Origin of the sequence: Acidovorax sp. Leaf73, from assembly GCF_916855635.1 — a bacterium.
Taxonomy (GTDB): Bacteria; Pseudomonadota; Gammaproteobacteria; order Burkholderiales; family Burkholderiaceae_C; genus Acidovorax; species Acidovorax facilis.
Genome location: NZ_CAKASI010000004.1, coordinates 530,081 through 554,675, shown reverse-complemented (window position 1 = coordinate 554,675; position 24,595 = coordinate 530,081). Strand labels below are relative to the sequence as shown.

At 62.0% G+C, this 24,595-nt stretch carries 25 protein-coding genes and 5 tRNA genes; 20 read left to right on the top strand and 10 right to left on the bottom strand.

The window, feature by feature from the left end:
• Positions 1–7: 7 nt before the first annotated feature.
• From LPA35_RS15795 to LPA35_RS15775, 5 genes are all read left to right on the top strand, one after another.
• Positions 8–550, top strand: coding sequence for a F0F1 ATP synthase subunit delta (locus LPA35_RS15795; RefSeq protein ID WP_228897618.1), 543 nt, complete (start codon positions 8–10; stop codon positions 548–550).
• A gap of 42 nt (positions 551–592) precedes the next feature.
• Positions 593–2,146, top strand: a complete 1,554-nt coding sequence (atpA, locus tag LPA35_RS15790) for a F0F1 ATP synthase subunit alpha (protein WP_055396240.1) — start codon at positions 593–595, stop codon at positions 2,144–2,146.
• An 18-nt stretch (positions 2,147–2,164) separates the two neighbouring features.
• On the top strand, positions 2,165–3,031 hold the full coding sequence (atpG, locus tag LPA35_RS15785) for a F0F1 ATP synthase subunit gamma (protein WP_055396242.1): 867 nt from the start codon (positions 2,165–2,167) through the stop codon (positions 3,029–3,031).
• Positions 3,032–3,064: 33 nt separating this feature from the next.
• Positions 3,065–4,471 (top strand): F0F1 ATP synthase subunit beta, encoded by a 1,407-nt coding sequence (gene atpD, locus LPA35_RS15780; RefSeq protein ID WP_055396243.1) that lies wholly within the window; start codon positions 3,065–3,067, stop codon positions 4,469–4,471.
• 75 nt (positions 4,472–4,546) lie between these two features.
• On the top strand, positions 4,547–4,963 hold the full coding sequence (locus LPA35_RS15775) for a F0F1 ATP synthase subunit epsilon (RefSeq protein ID WP_010467232.1): 417 nt from the start codon (positions 4,547–4,549) through the stop codon (positions 4,961–4,963).
• Between the two features lie 94 nt (positions 4,964–5,057).
• Here LPA35_RS15775 and LPA35_RS15770 read toward each other — a convergent pair whose 3' ends face one another.
• The 6 genes from LPA35_RS15770 to LPA35_RS15745 form a co-directional block, all read right to left on the bottom strand.
• Positions 5,058–5,789, bottom strand: a complete 732-nt coding sequence (locus tag LPA35_RS15770) for a hypothetical protein (protein ID WP_228897617.1) — start codon at positions 5,787–5,789, stop codon at positions 5,058–5,060.
• Positions 5,790–6,028: 239 nt separating this feature from the next.
• Positions 6,029–6,322, bottom strand: coding sequence for a DUF4148 domain-containing protein (locus LPA35_RS15765; RefSeq protein ID WP_121419969.1), 294 nt, complete (start codon positions 6,320–6,322; stop codon positions 6,029–6,031).
• A gap of 82 nt (positions 6,323–6,404) precedes the next feature.
• Positions 6,405–6,692, bottom strand: a complete 288-nt coding sequence (locus LPA35_RS15760; RefSeq protein WP_121419970.1) for a DUF4148 domain-containing protein — start codon at positions 6,690–6,692, stop codon at positions 6,405–6,407.
• A 457-nt stretch (positions 6,693–7,149) separates the two neighbouring features.
• Positions 7,150–7,695: a TPM domain-containing protein gene (locus LPA35_RS15755; protein WP_228897616.1), complete on the bottom strand. Its 546-nt coding sequence runs from the start codon at positions 7,693–7,695 to the stop codon at positions 7,150–7,152.
• A gap of 2 nt (positions 7,696–7,697) precedes the next feature.
• Positions 7,698–8,642, bottom strand: a complete 945-nt coding sequence (locus tag LPA35_RS15750; RefSeq protein ID WP_228897615.1) for a YgcG family protein — start codon at positions 8,640–8,642, stop codon at positions 7,698–7,700.
• Positions 8,643–8,679: 37 nt separating this feature from the next.
• Positions 8,680–9,291, bottom strand: a complete 612-nt coding sequence (locus LPA35_RS15745) for a LemA family protein (protein WP_370460100.1) — start codon at positions 9,289–9,291, stop codon at positions 8,680–8,682.
• Positions 9,292–9,516: 225 nt separating this feature from the next.
• On the opposite strand from LPA35_RS15745, the gene LPA35_RS15740 reads away from it, so the two are divergent.
• The 3 genes from LPA35_RS15740 to LPA35_RS15730 all read left to right on the top strand — a co-directional run bounded on the left by LPA35_RS15740 (position 9,517) and on the right by LPA35_RS15730 (position 11,618).
• Entirely contained in the window at positions 9,517–9,966 is a 450-nt protein-coding gene (locus LPA35_RS15740; RefSeq protein WP_228897614.1) for a nuclear transport factor 2 family protein, read from the top strand.
• Positions 9,967–10,030: 64 nt separating this feature from the next.
• Entirely contained in the window at positions 10,031–11,053 is a 1,023-nt protein-coding gene (locus LPA35_RS15735; protein ID WP_228897613.1) for a YheT family hydrolase, read from the top strand.
• Complete coding sequence (locus tag LPA35_RS15730) at positions 11,046–11,618, top strand: DUF2946 family protein (RefSeq protein WP_228897612.1); 573 nt, start codon at positions 11,046–11,048, stop codon at positions 11,616–11,618. The genes LPA35_RS15735 and LPA35_RS15730 overlap by 8 nt, the downstream gene beginning before the upstream one ends.
• Positions 11,619–11,709: 91 nt before the next feature.
• On the opposite strand, the gene LPA35_RS15725 is transcribed toward LPA35_RS15730, so the two are convergent.
• From LPA35_RS15725 to LPA35_RS15710, 4 genes are all read right to left on the bottom strand, one after another.
• Positions 11,710–12,576 (bottom strand): cytochrome c5 family protein, encoded by an 867-nt coding sequence (locus tag LPA35_RS15725; RefSeq protein ID WP_228897611.1) that lies wholly within the window; start codon positions 12,574–12,576, stop codon positions 11,710–11,712.
• A 170-nt stretch (positions 12,577–12,746) separates the two neighbouring features.
• Positions 12,747–14,162 (bottom strand): efflux transporter outer membrane subunit, encoded by a 1,416-nt coding sequence (locus LPA35_RS15720; protein ID WP_228897610.1) that lies wholly within the window; start codon positions 14,160–14,162, stop codon positions 12,747–12,749.
• On the bottom strand, positions 14,155–17,310 hold the full coding sequence (locus tag LPA35_RS15715; RefSeq protein WP_228897609.1) for an efflux RND transporter permease subunit: 3,156 nt from the start codon (positions 17,308–17,310) through the stop codon (positions 14,155–14,157). Before LPA35_RS15715 ends, LPA35_RS15720 begins: the two co-directional genes overlap by 8 nt.
• Before the next feature lie 13 nt (positions 17,311–17,323).
• On the bottom strand, positions 17,324–18,592 hold the full coding sequence (locus tag LPA35_RS15710; protein WP_228897608.1) for an efflux RND transporter periplasmic adaptor subunit: 1,269 nt from the start codon (positions 18,590–18,592) through the stop codon (positions 17,324–17,326).
• A gap of 192 nt (positions 18,593–18,784) precedes the next feature.
• Here LPA35_RS15710 and LPA35_RS15705 point away from each other — a divergent pair, with 192 nt between their 5' ends.
• The 12 genes from LPA35_RS15705 to rplJ all read left to right on the top strand — a co-directional run bounded on the left by LPA35_RS15705 (position 18,785) and on the right by rplJ (position 24,567).
• The gene (locus LPA35_RS15705; RefSeq protein ID WP_121507808.1) at positions 18,785–19,444 is read left to right on the top strand and encodes a TetR family transcriptional regulator; all 660 of its coding nucleotides are present in this window, start codon (positions 18,785–18,787) and stop codon (positions 19,442–19,444) included.
• 98 nt (positions 19,445–19,542) lie between these two features.
• Positions 19,543–19,618 (top strand) — tRNA-Arg (locus tag LPA35_RS15700).
• 104 nt (positions 19,619–19,722) lie between these two features.
• Positions 19,723–19,808: transfer RNA gene (locus LPA35_RS15695), tRNA-Tyr, on the top strand.
• A gap of 74 nt (positions 19,809–19,882) precedes the next feature.
• Positions 19,883–19,956 (top strand) — tRNA-Gly (locus tag LPA35_RS15690).
• A 61-nt stretch (positions 19,957–20,017) separates the two neighbouring features.
• A tRNA-Thr gene (locus tag LPA35_RS15685) sits at positions 20,018–20,092 on the top strand.
• Positions 20,093–20,166: 74 nt separating this feature from the next.
• A complete protein-coding gene (gene tuf / locus LPA35_RS15680) occupies positions 20,167–21,357 on the top strand; it encodes an elongation factor Tu (protein WP_056642984.1) in 1,191 nt (396 codons plus the stop codon).
• A gap of 14 nt (positions 21,358–21,371) precedes the next feature.
• Positions 21,372–21,447, top strand: a tRNA-Trp gene (locus LPA35_RS15675).
• Between the two features lie 91 nt (positions 21,448–21,538).
• On the top strand, positions 21,539–21,925 hold the full coding sequence (gene secE, locus LPA35_RS15670) for a preprotein translocase subunit SecE (RefSeq protein WP_121422025.1): 387 nt from the start codon (positions 21,539–21,541) through the stop codon (positions 21,923–21,925).
• Positions 21,922–22,518 carry a transcription termination/antitermination protein NusG gene (gene nusG / locus LPA35_RS15665; RefSeq protein WP_082437456.1) on the top strand — a complete coding sequence of 199 codons (597 nt, stop codon included), beginning with the start codon at positions 21,922–21,924 and terminating at the stop codon, positions 22,516–22,518. Before secE ends, nusG begins: the two co-directional genes overlap by 4 nt.
• Before the next feature lie 163 nt (positions 22,519–22,681).
• Positions 22,682–23,113 carry a 50S ribosomal protein L11 gene (gene rplK, locus LPA35_RS15660; protein ID WP_010467238.1) on the top strand — a complete coding sequence of 144 codons (432 nt, stop codon included), beginning with the start codon at positions 22,682–22,684 and terminating at the stop codon, positions 23,111–23,113.
• On the top strand, positions 23,114–23,809 hold the full coding sequence (rplA, locus tag LPA35_RS15655; protein ID WP_055398510.1) for a 50S ribosomal protein L1: 696 nt from the start codon (positions 23,114–23,116) through the stop codon (positions 23,807–23,809).
• A 233-nt stretch (positions 23,810–24,042) separates the two neighbouring features.
• The gene (rplJ, locus tag LPA35_RS15650; RefSeq protein ID WP_055398511.1) at positions 24,043–24,567 is read left to right on the top strand and encodes a 50S ribosomal protein L10; all 525 of its coding nucleotides are present in this window, start codon (positions 24,043–24,045) and stop codon (positions 24,565–24,567) included.
• Positions 24,568–24,595 lie beyond the last annotated feature (28 nt).

Below are 24,595 nucleotides of genomic sequence, written 5' to 3'. Positions count from 1 at the left end.
GACACACATGGCTGAACTCGCCACCATTGCCCGCCCTTACGCCGATGCCCTGTTCAAGGCCGCTACTGCGGGTGCGGTCATGGACCTGGCCAGCACCGCTGACTGGGTCGATGAACTGGCGGCCATTGCCGCCAACCCCCAGTTGCGTCAGCTGGCGGACAACCCCAAGGTGACGGCAGACCAGGTGTTTGCCGTCTTCACGGGTGTTGCGCGTTCGGCGCTGTCCGATACGGCCAAGAATTTCCTGCGCACAGTCATCGACAACGGACGCATCAACGCGCTCCCGGAAGTGGCTTCGCAGTTTCGTACCCTCGTGAATCGCCGCAACGGCTCTTCGGATGCCGTGGTGTACAGCGCTTTTCCGATGGACAGTGCCGCACTGTCCGAGGTCAGCGCAGCGCTGGAAAAGCGCTTCGGCCGCAAGCTCAATCTCGCTGTTCAGCAGGACGAGTCCCTGATCGGCGGCATTCGCGTAGTGGTGGGTGACGAGGTGCTGGACACTTCGGTCAAGGCCCGTCTTGAACAAATGAAAGCGGCCCTCACCGCGTAACGCGCGGCGAGGACAGCGAACCAAAGAAAGAAGGAAAGAGTCATGCAACTCAATCCCGCAGAAATTTCTGAACTCATCAAGAGCCGCATCGAAGGTCTGGCTGCCAGCAGCGATATCCGCAATCAGGGCACCGTGGTGTCTGTGTCGGACGGTATCGTTCGCGTTCACGGCCTGTCGGACGTGATGCAAGGCGAAATGCTGGAGTTCCCCGCCACCAAGGACGGCCAGCCTTCCTACGGTCTGGCGTTGAACCTGGAGCGCGACTCCGTCGGCGCCGTGATTCTGGGTGAGTACGAGCACATCTCCGAAGGCGACACCGTCAAGTGCACGGGCCGCATTCTGGAAGTACCCGTCGGTCCCGAGCTGATCGGCCGCGTGGTGAACGCCCTGGGCCAGCCTATTGATGGCAAGGGTCCTATCAACGCCAAGCTCACCGACGTGATCGAAAAGGTCGCTCCGGGCGTGATCGCCCGTAAATCGGTGGACCAGCCTCTGCAAACCGGCCTGAAATCCATCGACTCCATGGTGCCTGTGGGCCGTGGCCAGCGCGAGCTGATCATTGGTGACCGCCAGACCGGCAAGACCGCTGTGGCCATCGACGCCATCATCGCCCAGAAGGGCCAGGGCGTGACCTGTATTTACGTTGCCATCGGTCAGAAGGCTTCGTCGATCAAGAACGTGGTGCGCGCACTGGAACAAGCCGGTGCCATGGAATACACGATTGTGGTGGCCGCGTCGGCCTCCGAATCGGCTGCCATGCAGTACGTGTCGGCCTACTCTGGCTGCACCATGGGCGAATACTTCCGCGACCGTGGCGAAGACGCCCTGATCGTGTATGACGACCTGTCCAAGCAAGCGGTGGCTTACCGCCAAGTGTCGCTGCTGCTGCGTCGCCCACCAGGCCGCGAAGCCTACCCTGGCGACGTGTTCTATCTCCACAGCCGTCTGCTCGAACGTGCAGCCCGCGTGAATGCCGACTACGTCGAAGCCTTCACCAAGGGTGAAGTCAAGGGCAAGACCGGTTCGCTGACCGCACTGCCGATCATCGAAACGCAAGCTGGCGACGTGTCTGCTTTCGTGCCTACCAACGTGATCTCGATCACGGACGGCCAGATCTTCCTGGAAACCTCGCTGTTCAACGCCGGTATCCGCCCCGCCATCAACGCCGGTATTTCGGTGTCGCGCGTCGGTGGTGCTGCACAGACGAAGCTGGTGAAGAACCTGTCCGGTGGTATCCGTACCGACCTGGCCCAGTACCGTGAACTGGCTGCGTTCGCGCAGTTCGCTTCCGACCTCGATGAAGCCACCCGCAAGCAGCTCGACCGCGGTGCCCGCGTGACCGAACTGCTCAAGCAGGCGCAGTACAGCCCGCTGTCCATCTCGCTGATGGCTTCCACGCTGTTTGCTGTGAACAAGGGCTTCATGGACGACATCGACGTCAAGAAGGTTCTCGACTTCGAACACGGCCTGCACCAGTTCCTGAAGACCAGCCACGCCGCTCTGCTGGCCAAGCTGGAACAGGCCAAGGCCATGGACAAGGACGCAGAAGCCGAATTGACCGCAGCCATCGCCGCGTTCAAGAAGTCGTTCGCTTAAACCGGACGAGGAGCCATCATGGCAGCAGGCAAGGAAATACGCGGCAAGATCAAGTCGGTGGAGAACACCAAAAAGATCACCAAAGCCATGGAAATGGTGGCTGCATCCAAAATGCGCAAGGCGCAAGAGCGGATGCGGGCTGCCCGCCCTTACAGCGAGAAGATCCGCAACATTGCAGCCAATCTCGGCCAGGCCAACCCTGAATACGTGCATCCGTTCATGAAAGTGAACGATGCCAAGACGGCTGGCGTGATCGTGGTGACGACCGACAAGGGCCTGTGCGGTGGCATGAACACCAACGTGCTGCGCGTCGTGACGTCCAAGCTGCGTGAGCTGCAGGGCGCTGGCGTGTCCACCGAGGCGGTTGCCATTGGCAACAAGGGCCTGGGTTTCCTGAACCGTGTCGGTGCCAAGGTGGTTTCGCACGTGACGGGCCTGGGCGACACGCCCCATCTGGACAAGCTGATCGGACCGGTCAAGGTGCTGCTCGATGCGTATGCTGAAGGCAAGATCAACGCGGTGTACCTCTCGTACACCAAGTTCATCAACACCATGAAGCAGGAATCGGTGGTGGAGCAGTTGCTCCCCCTGTCGTCCGCGCAGATGCAGGCCGACAAGACCGAACATGGCTGGGACTACATCTACGAGCCCGATGCACAGACCGTGATCGACGATCTGCTGGTCCGCTATGTCGAGTCCCTGATCTACCAGGCCGTTGCGGAAAACATGGCGTCCGAGCAGTCGGCACGCATGGTGGCCATGAAGGCCGCCACCGACAACGCCGGCAGCGTCATTGGCGAGTTGAAGCTGGTCTACAACAAGACGCGCCAGGCAGCGATCACGAAAGAACTTTCGGAAATCGTGGCTGGCGCCGCTGCTGTGTAAGCAGCTCAACCAACATCTTTATTGGAGCGAAAAATGGCTCAAGTGCAAGGCAAGATTGTTCAATGTATCGGCGCTGTGGTGGACGTTGAGTTCCCGCGCGACCAGATGCCCAAGATTTACGACGCTCTGAAGCTCGACGGCTCGACCCTGACGCTGGAAGTGCAGCAGCAGTTGGGCGACGGCGTGGTGCGTACCATTGCGCTGGGTTCTTCCGACGGCCTGCGCCGCGGCATCATGGTGACCAACACCGGCAACTCCATCACCGTGCCCGTGGGCAAGGCGACGCTGGGCCGCATCATGGACGTGTTGGGTGCTCCCATCGACGAACGTGGTCCCGTGAGCCAGGAACTGACGGCCTCCATCCACCGCAAGGCCCCTGCGTACGACGAACTGTCGCCTTCGCAAGAGCTGCTGGAAACCGGCATCAAGGTGATCGACCTGGTGTGCCCGTTCGCCAAGGGCGGCAAGGTGGGCCTGTTCGGTGGCGCCGGTGTGGGCAAGACCGTGAACATGATGGAACTCATCAACAACATCGCCAAGGCCCACAGCGGTCTGTCGGTGTTCGCTGGTGTGGGCGAGCGTACCCGCGAAGGGAACGACTTCTACCATGAAATGGCCGATTCCGGCGTGGTGAACCTGGAGAAGCTCGAAGAGTCCAAGGTTGCCATGGTGTACGGCCAGATGAACGAGCCCCCAGGCAACCGTCTGCGCGTTGCTCTGACCGGCCTGACCATCGCCGAGTCGTTCCGCGACGAAGGCCGTGACGTGCTGTTCTTCGTGGACAACATCTACCGCTACACGCTGGCCGGTACCGAAGTGTCCGCTCTGCTGGGCCGCATGCCTTCCGCCGTGGGCTACCAACCTACGCTGGCCGAAGAAATGGGCCGTCTGCAAGAGCGTATTACGTCGACCAAGGTCGGCTCGATCACCTCCATCCAGGCCGTGTACGTGCCTGCCGATGACTTGACCGACCCATCGCCTGCCACGACGTTCGCCCACTTGGACTCCACCGTGGTGCTTTCGCGTGACATCGCCTCGCTGGGTATCTACCCTGCCGTGGATCCTCTGGACTCCACCAGCCGCCAGCTGGACCCGAACGTCGTGGGCGAAGACCACTACGCTACGGCCCGTGCGGTGCAAGGCACGCTGCAGCGCTACAAGGAACTGCGCGACATCATCGCCATTCTGGGCATGGACGAACTGGCACCTGAAGACAAGCTGGCCGTGGCCCGCGCGCGCAAGATCCAGCGTTTCCTGTCGCAGCCTTTCCACGTGGCCGAAGTGTTCACGGGCTCGCCAGGCAAGTACGTTCCGCTGTCGGAAACCATCCGTGGTTTCAAGATGATCGTGAACGGCGAATGCGATCACCTGCCAGAACAGGCGTTCTACATGGTGGGCACCATTGACGAAGCCTTCGAAAAGGCCAAGAAGGTGGCCTGATTGCCCGGCGGCTGAGCAGCCAACCGCCGCTCGGCCTTCAGCAATCAAGCAACCCACCTTTTCCTAGGAGCAATGATGAACACCATCCACGTTGATGTGGTCAGTGCCGAAGAGTCCATCTTCTCCGGTGAAGCGCGTTTCGTGGCGCTGCCTGGCGAAGCTGGCGAGTTGGGCATCTATCCCCGCCACACCCCGCTGATCACCCGTATCAAGCCGGGCTCGGTGCGCATCGAAATGGCTGACGGTTCCGAAGAGTTTGTCTTCGTGGCCGGTGGCATTCTGGAAGTGCAGCCCAACTGCGTGACTGTGTTGTCCGATACCGCCATCCGTGGCAAGGATCTGGACGACGAGAAGGCCAACGCCGCCAAGGCCTCCGCCGAGGAAGCGCTCAAGAATGCCAAGAGCGAAATCGACCTGGCAAAGGCCCAGTCCGAACTGGCCGTGATGGCGGCGCAGATTGCTGCGCTTCGCAAGTTCCGCCAGAAGAAGTGATTCAGATCTTGGTGGATCTGCCCCAAAACCCGGCTTGGCCGGGTTTTTTTATGCCCGCCTGCTGGAAAACAGCAAGCGGTCATGGAAGTCTGCTTTAAGGCAAGGCGGGGGACGTTTCCCGCAGGTGAAGTTGCAGCCCTTCACACGCCACGGAAAGCACATCGCCGCTGTCCGCCTGGAGCAAATGCCGGCTGCTTAGAAAGGCACGCGCTATAGATAGTGAGCGCACGCTCAGCGACAGCGATTCAATCAGCAAGTGTTCTCCTGGAACCAGCTCCAGACAGACATCCGGCGTGACTGCAATGGGATGGCCAGGCTGCGAGCCTGTGAGTGCCCGCCAATGGCGCTGGTGTGTTTGCACATCCGGGGTGCCCATGCGCAGGGCATGCAGTCCGGTGATTCCCAGGGGGCCGCCCCCGCTGTCCCGAAGGGCCTGCCGATGCTGCGCGCGGCGTTCTACCGGCGTTGAGGTTTCGGGCCAGGGGTAGAGGGCCGCACGCCGATCCCACTCGCAAAAGAACACACAGCAGCTTGGAGAGGAAAGCTCGAGCAGCACGGAATTGGTGAAATTGGTGACCCTTTCGCCCCGGCTGTTCTCGGACTGGAAGGCGCGGGGAGGCTTGCAAGTGATGCCTGCCTCCATAGCGTGCTCCAGGCTTTCGGCCAGGGGCGAAGCAGGTTCCAGAGCAAAACCGTGGATCAAGGGCGGTTGCGCATGGTCGGGAAGATCGCCGTTGGCGGTCGCTGCCCACAATTCGAGGTCAGTGTTGCCCAGATGGACCCAGCCATACGTGGCGAAATCAGTACGTTGCAAGGGCCAGGCCACGGGCAACCCGAAGGTCTCGCTGAAGAGCTGAAACAAAGGCTCGGCTGCGTGAAGGCGCAGCATGACATGGTCGATGGAGCGGTAGCTGGAAGCCATTGAGGTGTTCTGGGCCGGTGACTGGGCCATTGTCAATCTGTTCACGATTGGCAGGGCAGAAAAAAGCCGAGGCCCCGTGAGGGGCCTCGGCTTTTGAGCGTGAGACTGCGTCGGCGTGCCGACCGCAGTCCCTGCCGTGCAAATTACATGGCGCTGAATTCGCCCGAAGGGATCTTGCCAGTGCGCAGGGCTTCAGCAGCCTGGGCGCGCACAGCAGCGCGGTCAGCCGTGGACGTGTAGGTCACCACACGCGAACCAGCGGGCTCGATGCTGCGGGTCTGGGCCACGGTAGCGGCTTCAGCGGCCACTTCGGCACGGGTGCGGTTCGTGTCGAACTTCAGGGCAAATTGCGAACCATCGGCTTCGTCAGCGTGGGCGCCGAAAGCAGTGAAAGCGGCAACAGCGGCGATAGAGAGGAAACGGACAGACTTGTTCATGGTGAAACTCCAGTGAAATTCAAAAAATAGGGACGAGGTACTTGGCAATACGAAAACGTGTGAACCGTGGATTCAACAAGAATCAACCACGCTCACCCGAAGGGATCTGGCCAGCGCGCAGGGCTTCGGCAGCCTGGGCACGCACGGCAGCGCGGTCAGCGGTGGACGTGTAGGTCAACACACGCGAGCCTGCTGGCTCGATGGAGCGGGTCTGGGCAACGCTGGCGGCTTCTGCTTGCACTTCAGCGCGGGTGCGGTTGGTTTCAAATTTGGTAGCGAATTGCGAAGCATCGGCTTCGTCAGCCTGTGCGCCGAAAGAGGCGAAAGCGGCAACGGCAGCGATGGAGAGGAAGCGGGCGGTGTTGTTCATGATGAAAATCCTTGGAAGTTAAAAAGCGTCTCAAAAAAGCCGGGTCAAAAAACCATTCCTGAACCGGGTTCGGTGAGTCGCCTTGCGGGTTCGGCTCATCGATGGGTTGAACTGTACGCGGGTAAAGTCCAAAGAAAAACCACCGAGTCGCAAACTAACTGTTCCAGTATTGGAAACAATAGGCTGGGAACTTCGGTCGGGGATTTCGTAATGAGCGAGAAAATCGACTTGAAACAAGGTGATCTAGAGGAAAACCCTGCGGCTCATTTGGAACAGTGAGAATGCCCCGAAAGACATGCACGGAGCAGGAAGCGCCAGCCACTCCCCCAGCAAACCGCGCCCCTGCAGGGCCCGCAAATCGCTTGGACGGGCCGTCAAAAGCCCGCAGTGTCAACCCACTTTCTGGAGGCAACTCCGTGCGATCAGCCTCCTGCCCTGGAGGCTGCGCGCGCGATGTCTAGCGCAGCACCGGTGCGTCCGGCAATTCGTTGTGCCCGGGCGTATCGGGCAGGCGTGGAAAGTGCCGGGCAAGGCGCAACGACACGGCGTCGACGGCTTGTGCGAGGCCCTCTTCGTACTGCTCCTGGCGAAAGCGGGGAGCCATCAGCGCAATCACATCGCGCCATTCGTCCCCTGCCACATGCCGGGCAAGGTCCCGGTCGGCCACGATCTCTATCGCGTGTTCGGGCAGCAGCAGGTAGATCAAGACGCCGTTGTTGTGCTCGGTGTCCCACACGCGGTATTTGCTGAACAGCATGAGGGCGCGTTCGCGCGCGCTGGCGTTGCGGCGTAGGTAGCTCCAGGGCAGGCTGGCTTCGGCGACGATGCGGATCTGGCCCGTGTGCTGCTGCTCGCTGGCAGCCACCCGCGCGGCCAGGCGCTCCAGGGTGTCGCCGGGCAGCGCGCGGCGTGCCTGGTGCTCGCCCCAGCGATGGCGGGCCAGGCGCCAGAGGGCGGCCGGTAAGGTCGCTATGGAGGTGGTGGTTGTTGATCCTGGACCCATGTTCACCAGTCCCCCGAGGCGCCGCCGCCTCCAAAATCGCCACCGCCACCCGAGCTGAACCCGCCACTGTCGCTGCTGCTGCCACCGCCGCTCCAGCCTCCGCCGCCGACACCCGCGCCCCAGCCGCCGACCGCCGCACCGCCTCGACCACGCCGTCGGCTGCTGCCACCGCCAGTGCCGCCGAAGATCCAGGTGTAAAGCAGTGCGAGAAGGCCCGCGCCGCCCGCCACAATCAGGCTGGAGGTGACCACAAAGGCCAGCAAGCCCACACCGCCGCCCATGAGCAAGCCCCCGAGGCGGCTGCCAAAAATGCTGCGCATCACCGGTCCCGCCACCATCACGCCGAAAAACAAAAAGATGGCGAGGTCCGTCCAGTCGAATCCGTCGCGGCTGGTGTCGGGGCTGTGGGCTGCGGTGCCGCTGTTGCTCGCGGGTGCTGGCAACGCCTCACCGGCTATGCGTGCGGAGATCTGAGTGACGGCGTCACGCAGGCCGCCTGCATAGTCGCTTTGCTGGAACCGGGGCTTCATGGCGCCGTCGATGATGCGCGCCGCTGCAATGTCGGGGACGGCGCCTTCCAGGGCCTTGGCGACCTCGATGCGCATCTTGCGGTCGTTCTTGGCCACGATCACGAGCACGCCGTCACCCACGTCGCGGCGCCCGATCTTCCAGCTGTTGCCCACGCGGTTGGCGAACGATGCAATGTCTTCGGGAGCGGTGGTGGGCACCATCAGCACCACCACCTGCGCGCCCCGGGTCTGCTCCAGCGTTTGCAGCTGCGTCTCCAACGCGGCCTTGTCGGAGGCGCTCAGGGTCCCGGTCTGGTCGATGACGGGGCCGGTGAGCGCGGGCACGGGCAACAGGCCGCCGTCAGCATGCGCCCATGGGACTGCAAATGCTATCAATAATATAGCTAACAGCGCTTTATAGATAAGCGCTAGGGGCATATTTTTCTCAAATTTTTAGCGGTGGAGAGGGCCGCGTTCAAGGCTTGGGCTTGGACGCGGAGAAATCCACGGTGGGCGGCGCGGAGATCTGGGCTTCGTTGGCCACGGTGAAGCTGGGCTTGGGCGCATAGCTGAACGCCATGGCCGTCAGGTTGGTGGGAAAGCTGCGCGCGAGCACGTTGTATTCCTGCACCGTCTGGATGTAGCGGTTGCGCGCCACGGTGATGCGGTTCTCGGTGCCTTCCAGCGTCACGCGCAGGTCGCGAAAGCCCTGGTTGGCCTGCAGCGTGGGATAGCGCTCGGACACCACCATCAGCCGCGACAGCGCGCCCGACAACTCGCCCTGCGCCTGCTGGAACTTGTTGAACGCCTCGGGGTTGTTCAGGGTTTCGGGCGTGACCTGGATCGAGGTGGCCTTGGCGCGCGCCTCGACCACGCGGGTCAGGGTTTCCTGCTCGAAGTTCGCCTCGCCCTTGACGGTGGCGACGATGTTGGGCACGAGGTCCGCACGGCGCTGGTACTGGTTGAGGACCTCGCTCCACGCGGCCTTGGACTGCTCGTCCAGCCGCTGGAAGTCGTTGTAGCCGCAGCCGGTCAATGCGCTCAGCGCCAGCAGGGCGGTCAGCAGGGCAAAAATGCGTTGGATCATGGTGGCTTCGCCAGGTGGAGTTCAGGGACAGTTTGGGGCACAGAGACAAGATGCCAAGGTGCCATCAACCGGCAGCTTGGCTGATTCTGCAACAAGTGCAGTCCCTGGTGCCACTTTCCGGGCGGGCCACAAGGCTTTGGGAGATGGCCGCACAATAGCAACCCGCACATGGCGGGCCGCGTGGCCGCCGCGCCACCTTCCATCCCAGACGCCTCACCAACCACCATGCCCCGTTCTCGCGCCAGCGCCGCCACCCTCGGAGGTTCCTCGGACGACACCGAAGCCGCGTTCTATGAGGCTTTGCAGCGGGGCGACATCGAGCTTTTGATGTCCTGCTGGGCAGAAGACGACGACATCATCTGCGTGCATCCCGGCGGGCCCCGGCTGCTGGGTGCTGGGGCGATTCGCGCGGCGTTCGAGGCGATGTTTTCGCATGGCACGGTGCGGGCGCGGCCGTTGCAGGTGCACCGTGTGGTGGCGCTGACAAGCGCTGCGCACAGCGTGGTCGAGCAGGTCGAGGTGATGCTGCCCGACGGCCTGCACCAGGCCGTGGTGCTGGCCACCAATGTCTATCACAAGACCCCGGAAGGCTGGCGCCTGGTGGCCCACCACGCGAGCCCCGGCGTCGCGCCCGATGCGCAGGTGGTGGACGCCCAGCGGCCCGTGCTGCACTGAGTGGTGGGGCCTTGAATCCAAGCCTTTTTAGGGTCTGGCGCTTGATAGGAAAGCGCAAATAGCTATGAAATATGTAGCGCCTCGATGGTTGCCCGGTGGACAGCTCCAGACCATCTGGCCAGCCCTGTATTCGCGCCGCGTGTTCGGCCCCCGCCCCGTGTACCGCCGAGAGCGCTGGAACACGCCGGACGGTGACTTTGTAGACGTGGATTTTCTGCTGGAGGAGGGTGCCACGGCACCTGCGGCACTCCGGCCGCTGTTGGTGGTCTTCCATGGCCTGGAAGGCTCGTCGCGCAGCCATTACTGTGAGGCCTTTGCCGACTGGGCGCGTGAGCACGGTTGGGCCTGCGCCTTGCCCCATTTCCGGGGTTGCAGTGGCGAGATCAACCTTGCACCCCGCGCCTACCACTCTGGCGACCACGCAGAGATCGGCTGGATGCTGCAGCGCCTGCGCGCCTCGCACCAAGGCCCCTTGGTGGCCGTGGGGGTCTCGTTGGGCGGCAATGCGCTCTTGCGGTGGGCGGCCGAGGTGGGCCAAGACGCTGCGCGCAGCGCCGATGCGGTGGCGGCTGTGTGCTCGCCCATCGATCTGGCCGCAGGGGGGCACGCCATCGGGCGTGGCTTCAACCGACAGGTCTACACACGCATGTTCATGCGCACCCTGGTGCCCAAGGCGCTGCGCAAACTCGCGCAGCACCCCGGGTTGTTCGATCGCCAGGCACTGATGGCGGCGCGCGACCTGTATGCGTTTGACAACGTGTTCACCGCGCCGCTGCATGGCTTTCGCAACACCGAGGACTACTGGCAGCGGGCGTCGGCCAAGCCGCTGCTGCACCACATCAGAATTCCGGCCCTGGTGGTGAATGCGCGCAATGATCCGTTTGTCCCGGCCGCCAGCCTTCCGCTGCCGCACGAGGTGCGCAATGGGTTCGTCACGCTCTGGCAGCCGCCACACGGCGGCCACGTCGGGTTTGCCCATGGCCGCCTGCCGGGGCACGTGCGTGCCATGCCCGACGCGGTGGGCGGGTGGTTGGCGGAACACTCAGGGGCTGGGACGCGGGCGGGCGCACAATCGCCGCATGGATGACATCGTCAAACAGGCGCTGGCCAAGTGGCCCAACGTGCCCGACTGCTATGGCTGGCTGGGCCTGGACGCGCGTGGCCACTGGTACCTGCGCGATGACCAGGCTCAGGCAGCAGGGCCGTTTCCGCAGAGCAAGGGGTCCTTGCTGCAGCATGAAAAGCTCATCGGCTTCATCGCGCGCAATTACGAATCCGATGCGCAGGGGCGATGGTTCTTTCAAAACGGGCCCCAGCGGGTGTATGTGGAGCTGGAGGCTACGCCCTGGATCTGGCGCATACAGTCCGATTTTTCGGTGGTGTCCCACACGGGCCGTGGCGCGGCGGTGCAGGACTGCCTGGTGGACGCGCAGGGCCATGTCTACCTGACGTCGGCGCTGGGCGTGGGCCTGGTGCATACGCTGGACGTGCCTCTGGTGGCCGAAGCCGTGGAAGCAGGGCGCTGGCTGCCGCAGGAAGTGCTGGCGGAAGAGTTGCCTGATCGCTACGGCTTTGTCATGAGCCCGCAGGGCCAGTGGGGTGCCCGCGAAACCCCTGGGTCACCGCGCATGGTGGATGCAAAGCAATCCTGAAAAGCAAAAAAGCCGGTCCACTGAACCGGCTTTTTTTATGCCTGCATGCAATGCCCCAAAGAGTGCACCGCACATGCCGCAAGGGGAAGGCTTACTTGGCGGCGGCAGCCATGAACTCGACCGCTGCGCGCAGGTCGGCGTCTGACGCCTGGGCTGCACCGCCACGGGGAGGCATTGCGCCCTTGCCCTTGGCCACGCTGTTGTACAGCGCATCGATGCCGGCAGGCAGGCGGGCCGACCAGGCGGCCTTGTCACCAAACTTGGGAGCACCGGCTACGCCTGCAGCATGGCACACCTGGCAGGCCTGCTTGTACAGGGCTTCGCCTGCGCCCGCGGCAGCGGCCGCTGCCACCGGCGCGGCAGCGGCTGGCGCGGCTTCTGCGGCGGGGGCTGCTGCTGCCACCGGCGTGGCGGGGGCGGCGGGAGCGGCTTCTGAGGCTGCCGGAGCAGCACCAGCCGCAGCGGGTGCTGCAGGCTCGGCAAATTTGGCACCGGCAGCATTGGCCATATAGGCCACGGCCCGTGCGATTTCGGTGTCGTTGAAGTCGCCACCACCTTGCGGTGCCATCGCACCCTTGCCCTTCAGGGCGGATTGCACCAGCGTTTCAAAGCCGGTGGCGATGCGGGCCGTCCAGGCGCCAGCGTCGGCAAATTTGGGAGCACCTGCGGCGCCGGTTGCATGGCAGGCGGCGCACTGGCCCTTGTACACCTCTTCGCCGGCCCGGAGAGGGCGGTTGGCGTCACGGATCTCGACCATGCCCACCTTCTGGATGCGCTCGGCAATGGCTTTCTCAGGATTGACGGCGCCAGCGGCAGGCTTGTCTGCCGACGTGACGTACAGGACCAAGCCAATGATGGCAAAGATCGGAATCACAAACGAGAAAAGTACCGCGACCAGCAACTGCTTGGGGTTCTTGATCGGGCCGGTATGGGCTTCTTCGTGGTGGTTGTCGCTCATGACGTCCTCTGGTGTATCGGGGGCTTTGATGAAATCAACCTTAAATTATATCTGCGGGGCTGTTGCCTTCGGCTCAGGCCCGCGCGCGCCCTGTATCTCACCCCACACAGCCTGAGCCTGGCACGCGCCCGAAAACCATGGGGGCCGCGCCAAGCTGGCCGCCGCCTTCGTCAGGAGGGGTTGCCTGCTGTCGCCTCGGGTGCACCGCCGCCCAGGGCCTTGTACAGAGCCACCTGGTTTTGCAATTGGGCAAGTTTCACCTGCACCACAGCCTGTTGCGCCGTGAACAGCGAGCGCTGGGCGTCCAGCAGGTCCAGGTAACTCGACACGCCATTGCGGTAGCGCAGATCAGACAGTTGCAGCCGGGCGGCCTCGGCCTGCGCCTGCAGCTGTTGCGCCTGCGCCTGCTCGCCCAGCGTGGCCTGGCCGGCCAGCGCGTCCGACACTTCGCGAAAGGCCGTCTGGATGGCTTTTTCGTATTGCGCGACGGCGATGCTGCGGCCCGCTTGGGCGCTTTCCAGGTTGGCCTGGTTGCGCCCTGCATCAAAGATGGGCAGCAGCAGGGAGGGTGCAATCGTGAACCCCCACGAGCCGCTCTTGAACAGGCCCGACAGCTCGCCGCTGGCGGTGCCTGCCTGCGCTGTGAGCGAGATGCGCGGGAAGAACGCGGCCCTGGCGGCGCCAATGTTGGCATTGGCAGCAATCAGCTGCAGCTCCGCCTGGCGGATGTCGGGGCGGCGGGTCAGTAGTTCGGATGGGAGCCCCGCCGGCAGCTGTGCCATGGCGGGGGCGGCTGCCAGTCTGCTGCCTGTAAGGCTGGCACGAATGTCATCGGGCAGGGCTTGTCCCAACAGCAACGCCAGGGCGTTTTCGTCGAGCGCGCGCTGGCGCTGCTGCTGGGCTAGCGTGGCCCGCGCCGCCTGGGTCAGTGACTCGGCCTGGCGAAAGTCCAGCTCCGAGGCCACGCCTGCATCGAGGCGCATCTTGGTCAATCGGATGGACTCCTCGCGCGAGGCGAGGGTCTGGCGCGACAGGTCCAGCAGTTCTTCATCGGCCAGAAGGTTCAACCAGCCGTTGGCTACGGCAGCCACGAGGCTGACCTGTGCGGCGTTGCGGCCTTCTTCGGTGGAGAGGTACTGGGCAAGGGCCTGTTCCTTGAGGCTTGCAATGCGGCCAAAGAAGTCGATCTCCCAGGCCGAAACGGCCAGGCCCACGCTGAACGAGTTGGTCAGATCGCCGGACCCTGCGGCGGGCGCGCGGCTCGCGTTGGCGGCCAGGCCCACGCCGGGGTACAGGTCGGCCCTGCGCACCTGGAATGTGGCGCGGGCCTGCTCGATGTTGAGCACGGCCACGCGCAGGTCGCGGTTGTTGGCCAGGGCCACCTCGATGAGCTGGCGCAGCCGGGGCTCGGCAAAATAATCTTGCCAGGGCGCGGCAGTTGCAGTGCCTGGGGCTGCCGCGTCCGTGGTGGCATAGGTGGCCGGCACTGGCGCTGCAGGGCGCTCGTACGTGGGTATGAACGAACAGCCGGCCAGAAGCAGGGCCGTTGCCAGGGCGATGGCGGTAGTGCGGGGGTGATTAGTCATGGGTTCCAACTCCTGCTTCTTCTGCGTGGCGGCGGTTCATCTCCTGCTGGCGCGCGCTGCCCTTGAACAGACTGCGCACCACTACGAAGAACACGGGCACGAAGAACACGGCCAGCACCGTGCCGGTGATCATCCCGCCCAGCACGCCGGTGCCGATGGCGCGCTGGCTGGCCGAGCCGGCCCCCGACGCAATGGCCAGCGGCAACACCCCGAGGCCAAAGGCCATCGACGTCATAACGATGGGGCGGAACCGCAGGTGGGCCGCCGCCAGTGCCGACTCGATCACGCTCTTGCCCTGGGCTTGCAGGTCCTTCGCAAATTCGATGATCAAAATCGCGTTCTTGGCTGACAGCCCGATGATGGTGATCAGCCCCACCTGGAAGTACACGTCATTGGCATAGCCGCGCAGCAGGGTGGCCAGCAGCACACCCAGCACCCCCAGCGGCACCACGAGAATCACGGCCAGCGGAATCGACCAGCTCTCATACAACGCGGCCAGGCACAAGAACACGGCCAGGATGGCAAAGCTGTAGAGGATCAGCGACTGGGAGCCCGCCAGCTTTTCCTCGCGCGACTGGCCGGTCCATTCGAAGCCGAAGCCTGCAGGCAACTGGCCGGCGAGTTTTTCCATCTCTGCCATCGCTGCGCCCGTGCTGAAACCAGGGGCCGGTGCGCCCGAGATGCGCATGGCGGGATAACCGTTGTAGCGCACCGTCTGCTGTGCGCCGTTGACCCAGCGCGTTGTGGCAAATGCGGAAAGTGGCACAGGTTTGCCCTGGCTGTTGGCGGCGTTGATCTTCAGCAGATCGTCCGGCTGCATGCGTGCAGGCGCATCGGCTTGCACCACCACACGCTGCAGGCGGCCCTGGTTCGGGAAGTCGTTCACATAGCTCGAACCCAGTGCCGTGGACAGTGCCGAGTTGATCGCATCAAACGGCACACCCAGCGCATTGGCCTTGTCGCGGTCGATATCGATCTGCAGCTGGGGTGCGTCTTCCAGTCCATCCGGGCGCACCTGGGTCAGCACCTTGCTTTGCGAGGCCATGCCCAGCAGCTGATTGCGTGCCTTTACCAATGCCTCGTGCCCGGCGCCTCCTCGGTCCTGCAGGCGGAATGTGAAGCCGCTGGCGTTGCCCAGTTCGGGAATGGGAGGAGGGCTCAGCGGGAAGATGAACGCGTCGCGGATGCCCATCAGCCCGCCAAAAGCGCGGTTGGCCACGTCTTGCGCAGACTGACCCGGGCCGTGGCGCTCGCTCCAGTCCTTCAGGGTCACAAAGGCGAGGGCCGCATTCTGGCCCTGGCCGGAAAAGCTGAAACCCAGCACACCCACCATGCTTTGAACTTCGGGCTGCTTGAGGATGAATTCCTCAACCTGTTGCATCACGGCCAGCGTGCGTTCCTGTGTCGCACCGGGGGGCAGTTGCACATTGACGATGATGTTGCCCTGGTCTTCGCTGGGCAGGAACGAGGTGGGCAAGCGCATGTACACCACGGTCACGGCGCCGATGATGGCGGCGTAAATGACAAGGTAGCGCGCGGCCCGCTTGAGCATGCGCGCAACAAAGCCTTCGTACCCCTTGGCCGTGCGTGAGAAGCTGCGGTTGAACCAGCCGAAAAAGCCGCTTTTTTCATGGTGGTGGCCGGCTTCTACGGGCTTGAGCAGCGTCGCGCACAGTGCCGGTGTGAGCGACAGCGCCATGAAGGCCGAGAAAGCGATGGATGCCACCATCACCGCCGAGAACTGGCGGTAGATGTTGCCTGTGGACCCGGCAAAGAAGGCCAAAGGTACGAACACCGAGATCAGCACCACGGTCACGCCGATGATGGCGCCCGAGATCTGGCGCATGGCCTTGCGGGTGGCCTCCAGTGGCGAAAGACCCTCCTCGCTCATGATGCGCTCGACGTTCTCCACCACCACGATGGCATCGTCCACCACGATGCCGATGACCAGCACCATGCCGAACATGGTCAGCACATTGATCGAGAAACCCAGCGCCAGCAGTGTGGCGAACGTACCCAGCAGTGCGATGGGCACCACGATGGTCGGGATGATGGTGTAGCGCCAGTTCTGCAAGAACAGGAACATCACAAGGAACACCAGCGCCACGGCTTCCAGCAGTGTCTTGGCCACCTGGGTGATGGAGATGTCCACGAAGCGCGAGCTGTCGTAGGGGATGCTCCAGCTCATGCCTTCGGGGAAGTAGCGCGAGAGTTCATCCATCTTGGTGCGCACGGCCTTGGCGGCTTCGAGGGCATTGCCGCTGGGAGACAGTTGGACGCCGATGCCTACGGCGGGCTTGCCGTTCAGGCGTGCAGCCGTGGCATAGGCCTGTCCGCCCAGCTCGACACGCGCCACGTCCTTGATGCGGACCGTGGAGCCATCGGTATTGGCGCGCAGCACGATGTTGCCGAACTGCTCCACGCTGGAGAGCTGTCCGTTGACCACCACGGTGGCCGCGATGCCCTGGCCCGCCACATTGGGCAGGTCGCCGATGGTGCCGCTGGCTACCTGCGCGTTCTGCGCACGGATGGCGGCTGTGATCTCGGCCGCCGAGAGGTTGAAGCTCACCATCTTGGCCGGGTCGATCCAGATGCGCATGGCACGCTCGGTACCGAACAGCTGGGCTTGGCCAATGCCTTTCAGGCGCTGCAGTTCGGGCACCACGTTGCGCGATGCGTAGTCGCCCAGCGCCACCGTGTCCGTGGCCGGATTGGTGGACGAGAGCATGGTGAACAGCAGGAAGTTGGAGCGCGACTTGTCCACGCGCACGCCTTGCTGGGTCACGGCCGAGGGCAGGCGTGGCGTGGCTCGCGAGAGCCGGTTCTGCACATCGACCTGCGCCAGGTCGGCGTTGGTGCCGGGCTGGAAGCTCAGGGTGATGCTGCCGGAGCCATCGGCCTGCGCGACCGACTCCATGTAGATCAGCCCGGGTGAGCCGTTCATCTCGCGTTCAATCACCGACAGCACGCTGTCTTCGAGGGTTTGCGCGGAGGCGCCGGGGTAGGCCGCGTTGATGACGATGGACGGCGGCGCGACAGGGGGATACTGGGCGATCGGCAACTGCGTGATCGCCACCCCGCCCATCACCATGATGAACAAGGCAATCACCCATGCAAAGATGGGGCGGTCGATAAAGAACTTGGCCATGCTGGAATGCCCCTTATGGCTTCGATGCCGAAGCGGCCGAAGCGGCCGATGCAGCAGGTGTGGCGGCCTGTGCCGAAGGCGCCCCCGGAGCTTGCCACGGGACGGGTTTTACGGGCGTGCCGGGAGGCAGCATCTGCAGCTTCTGGAAACCGTCCACCATGATCTTTTCTCCGGCCTTCAGCCCCTCAAGAACCACCCACCGGTTGTTTTGTGCGGCGCTGACCTTGATGGTGCGCTGGGACACCTTGCCGTCTTCGCCCACCACGCTCACGGTGTCGCCCTGCTGGGTGCGCGTGACAGCCTGCTGAGGCAGGGTGATGGCATTGCTGGCCTGGGCTTGCTCAATGCGCACGCGCAGGTACAGGCCGGGCAGCAGCTCGCCCTTGGGGTTGGGCACCTCGGCGCGCAGCGTGACCTGGCCCGTGGTGGCGTCCACCGACAGGTCGGTGAACAGCAGCTTTCCTGTCTGGGCGTACTCCGAACCATCGCCCATCACGAGTTTGACACTGGCGGCCTCTGCGCTGCCAGCACGCTTGAACTGTCCACTTTCCATGGCCCGTCGCAACTGAAAGACGTCGCCCGCTGACTGGGTGAAGTTCACGTACACGGGGTCGATCTGCTGCACCACCGCCAGGGGGGTTGCTTCGCCTTGTCCCACGAGCGCACCTTCGGTAACCAGAGCCCGGCCGATACGGCCCGAGATGGGCGAGGTCACACTGGCATAACCCAGGTTGATGTCTGCCGTGCGTACAGCAGCCCGGGCGGTGGCCACATCTGCCTGTGCCTGCTTTTCGGCAGCTTCGGCATTCACAAAATCCTGTTTGCTGATGGCGTTGGCACTCACCAGCGGGCGGTAGCGTTCCACTTGAGCACTGGCCTGTGCGAGGTTGGCCTGGGCCTTGGCCAGGCCAGCGCGCGCGCTTTCCGATGCGGCTGCGTAGGGGGCGGGGTCAATGCGGAACAGCGACTGCCCTGCCTTCACATCACTGCCTTCCTTGAAAAGGCGCTGCTGCAGGATGCCTGCGGCGCGAGCACGTACTTGTGCAACCCGCGAGGCCTCCACACGGCCCGGCAATTCGGTGATCAAGCCGACATCGCCAGGCGTTGCCGTCACCACACCCACCTCAACAGGTGGCATTTGCGGCCCTCCAGCGGGTGCTTGGCCATCCGTCTTGCCACAAGAGGCGAGAAACAGTGTTGTTGCTGTCAAGGCAACCAGAGAGACAGCCCTGCGGGTGGGAAAGGCGCTAAAGGAGGGAGTTGCAGATGCATCACGCAGCATGGGAGTCCTTTTTGATGGGCGTCAAGGAATCGGGTTGTAGGGGATGGGCCGCTTGTCGAGGGCCCGACCAGGCCAGAGCCCGACAAAATAAGTGCGCGATTATACATACAGACATGAATGTATAATTGTGACGGCTGATGCCTTTGTGGATCGTGTGGGTACGTAGTGTGTAGAACGAGGAGACAAATACCAATGGCGCGTCGAACCAAGGAAGATGCGGTTGCCACGCGCAACGGCTTGATTGATGCGGCGGAGCAGGTTTTTCGAGAGAAGGGGGTCTCACGCGCTTCGCTGAGTGATATTGCGCAGGCTGCGGGGGCTACGCGGGGAGCGATCTACTGGCACTTCAAGGACAAGGTGGATCTTTTCAATGCCATGATGGATCGGGTGACACTTCCGCTGGAGCAAGGCTACGGGGAGTTTGAGAGCAGCACCTGTCCAGACCCTGTGCAGCGATTGCGCGCGGTGATGGCGCTCGTGCTGCGCGGCGTTGCCTCTGATGAGCGAACGCGCAGGGTTTTTGAGATTGCGCTCTACAAAGTAGAGTATGTGAGTGAGCTTGTGGGGGTGCGTGACCGCCATGTGGCTGCGTCGGAGGGTTTTACACAGCAGCTGGCGCGTGATTTCGCGTTGGGGGCGCAGCACCAGGGGGTTGTCTTGCCGATGGCTCCGATCGAGGCGGCGATTGGTTTGCATGCCCTGTTCGATGGCTTGATTCGAAACTGGATCCTGAGCGAGGGTGGTTTTGATCTTGTGGGTGTTGGTGGTGCCTGTACCGATGCCTTTTTGTTGGGGCTGGGGCTCTCGCTGCCGGTGTCCTCGGGTGCCGAGGTTTGTAGTCTTCCTTCCTGATGTGCCATCCATTTCGTCGTCGTACGGGAGTCGGTTGTGATTGATTCCTTCGACGTGTGGTGGCGTGCGATAATGCGAAGCTGTGCCATTTCGGTCGTGCGGCTGTAGCTCAGTGGATAGAGTATTGGCCTCCGAAGCCAAGGGTCGTGGGTTCGATCCCCGCCAGCCGCACCATGGATTTGTATAGCTTTGCTTCCTGTCATGAACTTGGCGTGTTGGCTTGGCCTTATGAATTTCTCTGGACTGCAAAAAACTGGTGCTATAATTCGAAATTCTCCGGAGGGGTGCCCGAGTGGCTAAAGGGGGCAGACTGTAAATCTGTTGGCTTACGCCTACACTGGTTCGAATCCAGTCCCCTCCACCAGTGAATAGAAGTGATGAGGTTGGTGCTTGGTCCCGTTGTTTGCGGGGCTGGGCGCGCAGAGACTGTTGGTCGATGCGGGAGTAGTTCAATGGTAGAACCCTAGCCTTCCAAGCTAATGACGCGGGTTCGATTCCCGTCTCCCGCTCCATTGCTTGTTGTGCTGGTTTGTTGAGTTAGAGATTTTGATGTCGCGCGAGCGGTGTCAAGTTGCCCATGTGGCTCAGTGGTAGAGCACTCCCTTGGTAAGGGAGAGGTCGCGGGTCCGATTCCCGCCATGGGCACCACTTTCAGGTGCGTCCGATTCTGGTTGCGCCGAGATCCAGTTGTATTGGTATAGATTTTTTTCGGAGTCGGAAAAATGGCAAAAGGTAAGTTCGAGCGCACCAAGCCTCACGTCAACGTGGGCACAATCGGCCACGTGGACCATGGCAAGACGACGCTGACGGCGGCCATCGCTACCGTGCTGTCTGCCAAGTTCGGCGGCGAAGCCAAGGCATACGACCAGATCGATGCAGCGCCCGAAGAAAAGGCCCGCGGTATCACGATCAACACCGCCCACGTGGAATACGAAACGGCCAACCGCCACTACGCCCACGTGGACTGCCCTGGCCACGCCGACTATGTGAAGAACATGATCACCGGCGCAGCCCAGATGGACGGCGCTATCCTGGTGTGCTCGGCTGCTGACGGCCCCATGCCCCAGACCCGCGAGCACATCCTGCTGGCTCGCCAAGTGGGCGTGCCTTACATCATCGTGTTCCTGAACAAGTGCGACATGGTGGACGACGAAGAACTGCTCGAACTCGTCGAAATGGAAGTGCGCGAACTCCTGGACAAGTACGACTTCCCAGGCGACGACACCCCCATCATCCGTGGTTCTGCCAAGCTCGCCCTGGAAGGCGACAAGGGCAAGCTGGGTGAAGAAGCCATCATGAAGCTGGCTGAAGCGCTGGACACCTACATCCCCACGCCAGAGCGCGCTGTGGACGGTGCCTTCCTGATGCCCGTGGAAGACGTGTTCTCCATCTCCGGCCGTGGCACCGTGGTGACCGGTCGCGTTGAGCGCGGCATCATCAAGGTCGGCGAAGAAATCGAAATCGTCGGTATCCGCGACACGCAAAAGACCATCTGCACCGGCGTGGAAATGTTCCGCAAGCTGCTGGACCAAGGTCAAGCTGGCGACAACGTCGGCCTGCTGCTGCGCGGCACCAAGCGCGAAGACGTGGAGCGCGGCCAAGTGCTGTGCAAGCCCGGCTCGATCAAGCCCCACACTCACTTCACCGCTGAAGTGTATGTTCTGAGCAAGGACGAAGGCGGCCGTCACACGCCCTTCTTCAACAACTACCGCCCTCAGTTCTACTTCCGCACGACCGACGTGACCGGCGCCATCGAGCTGCCAGCCGACAAGGAAATGGTCATGCCTGGTGACAACGTGTCGATCACTGTGAAGCTGATCAACCCCATCGCCATGGAAGAAGGTCTGCGCTTCGCTATCCGCGAAGGCGGCCGTACCGTGGGCGCTGGCGTCGTGGCCAAGATCATTGCTTAATTAGCAAGGTATACAGGGGTATAGCTCAATTGGCAGAGCGTCGGTCTCCAAAACCGAAGGTTGTAGGTTCGATTCCTACTGCCCCTGCCACTTGAATGTGGCCCAAAACAAGCCCGCCAGACCCTGGCGGGCTTCGGTGTCTTAAGTGATGCCGTGCATCGGAAGCAGGAAATACTCAAAGATGGCCACTTCACAGGTTGAAACAGTCAATACAGGCGCAGACAAGGCCAAGCTCGCTGCGGTGGTGGCTCTGGTCATCGCTTCGGTTGCAGGCTTCTATTTGTTGGGAAAACAAGGCGCTGTGGTGCAGTGGGCTGCGCTAATTGTTGGGTTGGCTGCTGCTGCTGGCGTGTTCTTGGTGTCGGAGTCCGGTCGCCAGTTCGTTGCCTTTGCCAAAGACGCTTGGCGCGAGGTGAAGAAGGTCGTTTGGCCCACCCGCAAGGAAACCCTGCAGATGACGGCCTACGTATTCGCCTTTGTGGTGATCATGGCCCTTTTCCTGTGGTTCACTGACAAGACGCTGGAATGGGTCTTGTACGACTTGATTTTGGGCTGGAGAAAGTCATGACAACCGCTGCGGAAATCACTGGAGCAGAAGCTCCTGCAGGCGCTTCTGCTTCGGCAAATCCCGATCTGCGTTGGTACATTGTTCATGCCTACTCGGGCATGGAAAAGGCTGTGGAGCGCAATATTCAGGAGCGGATTGGTCGCTCGGGTATGCAGGACAAGTTTGGTCGCATTCTTGTGCCGACCGAGGAAGTGGTCGAAATGAAGAACGGCCAGCGCAAGACGACAGAGCGTCGCTTGTTTCCTGGCTATGTGTTCGTCGAGATGGTGATGGACGATGACACTTGGCATCTGGTGAAGCACACCAACAAGGTGACGGGGTTTGTAGGGGGGGCGAAAAATCGCCCTGCGCCGATTTCTGAAGAGGAAGTCCAGAAAATCGTCAGTCAGATGCAGGAAGGCACAGACAAGCCTCGCCACAAGATCGAATTCATGGTCGGCGAACTTGTACGTGTCAAAGAAGGTCCCTTCACCGACTTCAATGGTTCGGTTGAAGAGGTCAATTACGAAAAGAGCCGCGTGCGGGTCTCCGTGATGATTTTTGGTCGCTCCACGCCCGTCGAGCTGGAGTTTGGGCAGGTCGAAAAGACATAGGTCTTTCGGATAACACCTAAGTTCTCCCTGGCAAGGCCAGGGTAAGCAGTTGGATGCCGCACTTTTCGACTCGGTGCGAACATCGTGATAGCGAGTCGTTAACCCCGGGGAGCCAGTTGTTGCGTGGTGCGACAACAGCGTTATGACCCGTAAGGAGTAAAACATGGCGAAAAAAATCGTCGGTTTTATCAAGCTGCAAGTTCCAGCTGGTAAGGCCAATCCATCCCCACCCATCGGCCCAGCACTGGGTCAGCGTGGTCTCAACATCATGGAGTTCTGCAAGGCATTCAATGCGCAGACCCAAGGTGTGGAGCCAGGTCTGCCACTGCCCGTGGTCATCACGGCGTTCGCGGACAAGAGCTTTACCTTCATCATCAAGACGCCGCCTGCGACGACTCTGATCAAGAAGGCTATCAAGCTCGAAAAGGGTTCTTCCAATCCGCTGAAGACCAAGGTTGGCAAGATCACGCGCGAACAGCTCGAAGAAATCGCCAAGACCAAGATGAAGGACATGAATGCTGCGAATGTTGACGCTGCTGTCCGTACGCTGGCTGGTTCCGCTCGCTCGATGGGCGTGACGGTGGAGGGTTTGTAAATGGCCAAGTTGACAAAAAAGCAAAAGGCCCTGCAGGGTAAGGTTGACAGCACCAAGCTGTACGCCTTTGCAGATGCCGTGGTTCTGGTGAAGGAAGCTGCTACTGCTAAGTTCGATGAATCCATCGACGTGGCTGTTCAACTGGGCATTGATGCCAAGAAGTCCGACCAGGTGGTGCGTGGCGCTGTAGTGTTGCCCAACGGTACTGGCAAGACGACCCGTGTGGCCGTCTTCGCGCAAGGTGCCAAGGCGGAAGAAGCCAAGGCTGCTGGCGCTGACATCGTTGGCATGGATGACCTGGCTGCCATGGTGAAGGCTGGTGACATGCCCTTCGACGTGGTGATCGCTGCTCCTGACGCCATGCGCGTTGTGGGTACCCTGGGTCAGATCCTTGGCCCACGTGGCCTGATGCCAAACCCCAAGGTGGGCACGGTTACTCCCGACGTGGCTACGGCTGTGAAGAACGCCAAGGCTGGTCAGGTGCAGTTCCGTGTGGACAAGGCCGGTATCGTGCACAGCACTATTGGCCGCCGCTCGTTCGACAATGAAAAGCTGCAAGGTAACCTGGCTGCACTGATCGACGCTCTGAACAAGGCCAAGCCTGCTTCGAGCAAGGGTCTGTACCTGCGCAAGGTCGCTGTGTCCTCCACGATGGGCGTTGGCGTCCGCGTGGATACGCAATCCATCGCAGCGTAATTGCGGTAAAAAATCTTCGGGCCTGCAAGGGCCTGATGTGGTGGGCTGGGGTGGTCTAACAACCATCTCCAGGCCATCCAAGACCGTTGGTGTGCAGCCTTGCACTTAATCCCTCCGGGGCCAACGCAGATGGCGATCCCGCTGCAGATGGAATTCATTCCGAAACAGTTGGTCGCTGCAACAAGAGCGTGTACGAGGGCGCAAGCCTGAATGCACAATTTAAGGAGTAGACCTTGAGTCTTAATCGCAGTGAGAAAGAAGCGGTCATCAGTGAAGTGACCAGCCTCGCCGCTAAAGCTCAAACGCTTGTGATCGCGGAATACCGTGGCATCACGGTCGCCGACATGACCAAACTGCGTGTGGAAGCTCGCAGCAAGGGCGTGAACCTGAGTGTTCTGAAGAACACTTTGGCCCGCCGTGCTGTGGCTGGCAGCGCGTTTGACGTGGTGGCTGACCAGATGACCGGTCCTCTGATCTATGGCTTCTCCGAAGACGCCGTGGCTGCCGCGAAAGTGGTGGCTGACTTTGCGAAAACCAACGACAAGCTGGTGATTCGCGGTGGCGCTTTCGGTGGTAAGGCCCTGGACGTGAACGGCGTTAAGCAACTGGCCAACATTCCTTCCAAGGAAGTTCTGCTGGCTCAGATTTGTGGCTTGCTTATGTCCCCCATGTCGCGTACGGCCGTTGTGCTGGGCGCACTGGCGGCGAAAAAAGGCGAAGGCGCAGCCGCACCGGCCGCCGAACCTGTTGCGGCTTGATAGCCCGGCAGACAACCAACACAATTGT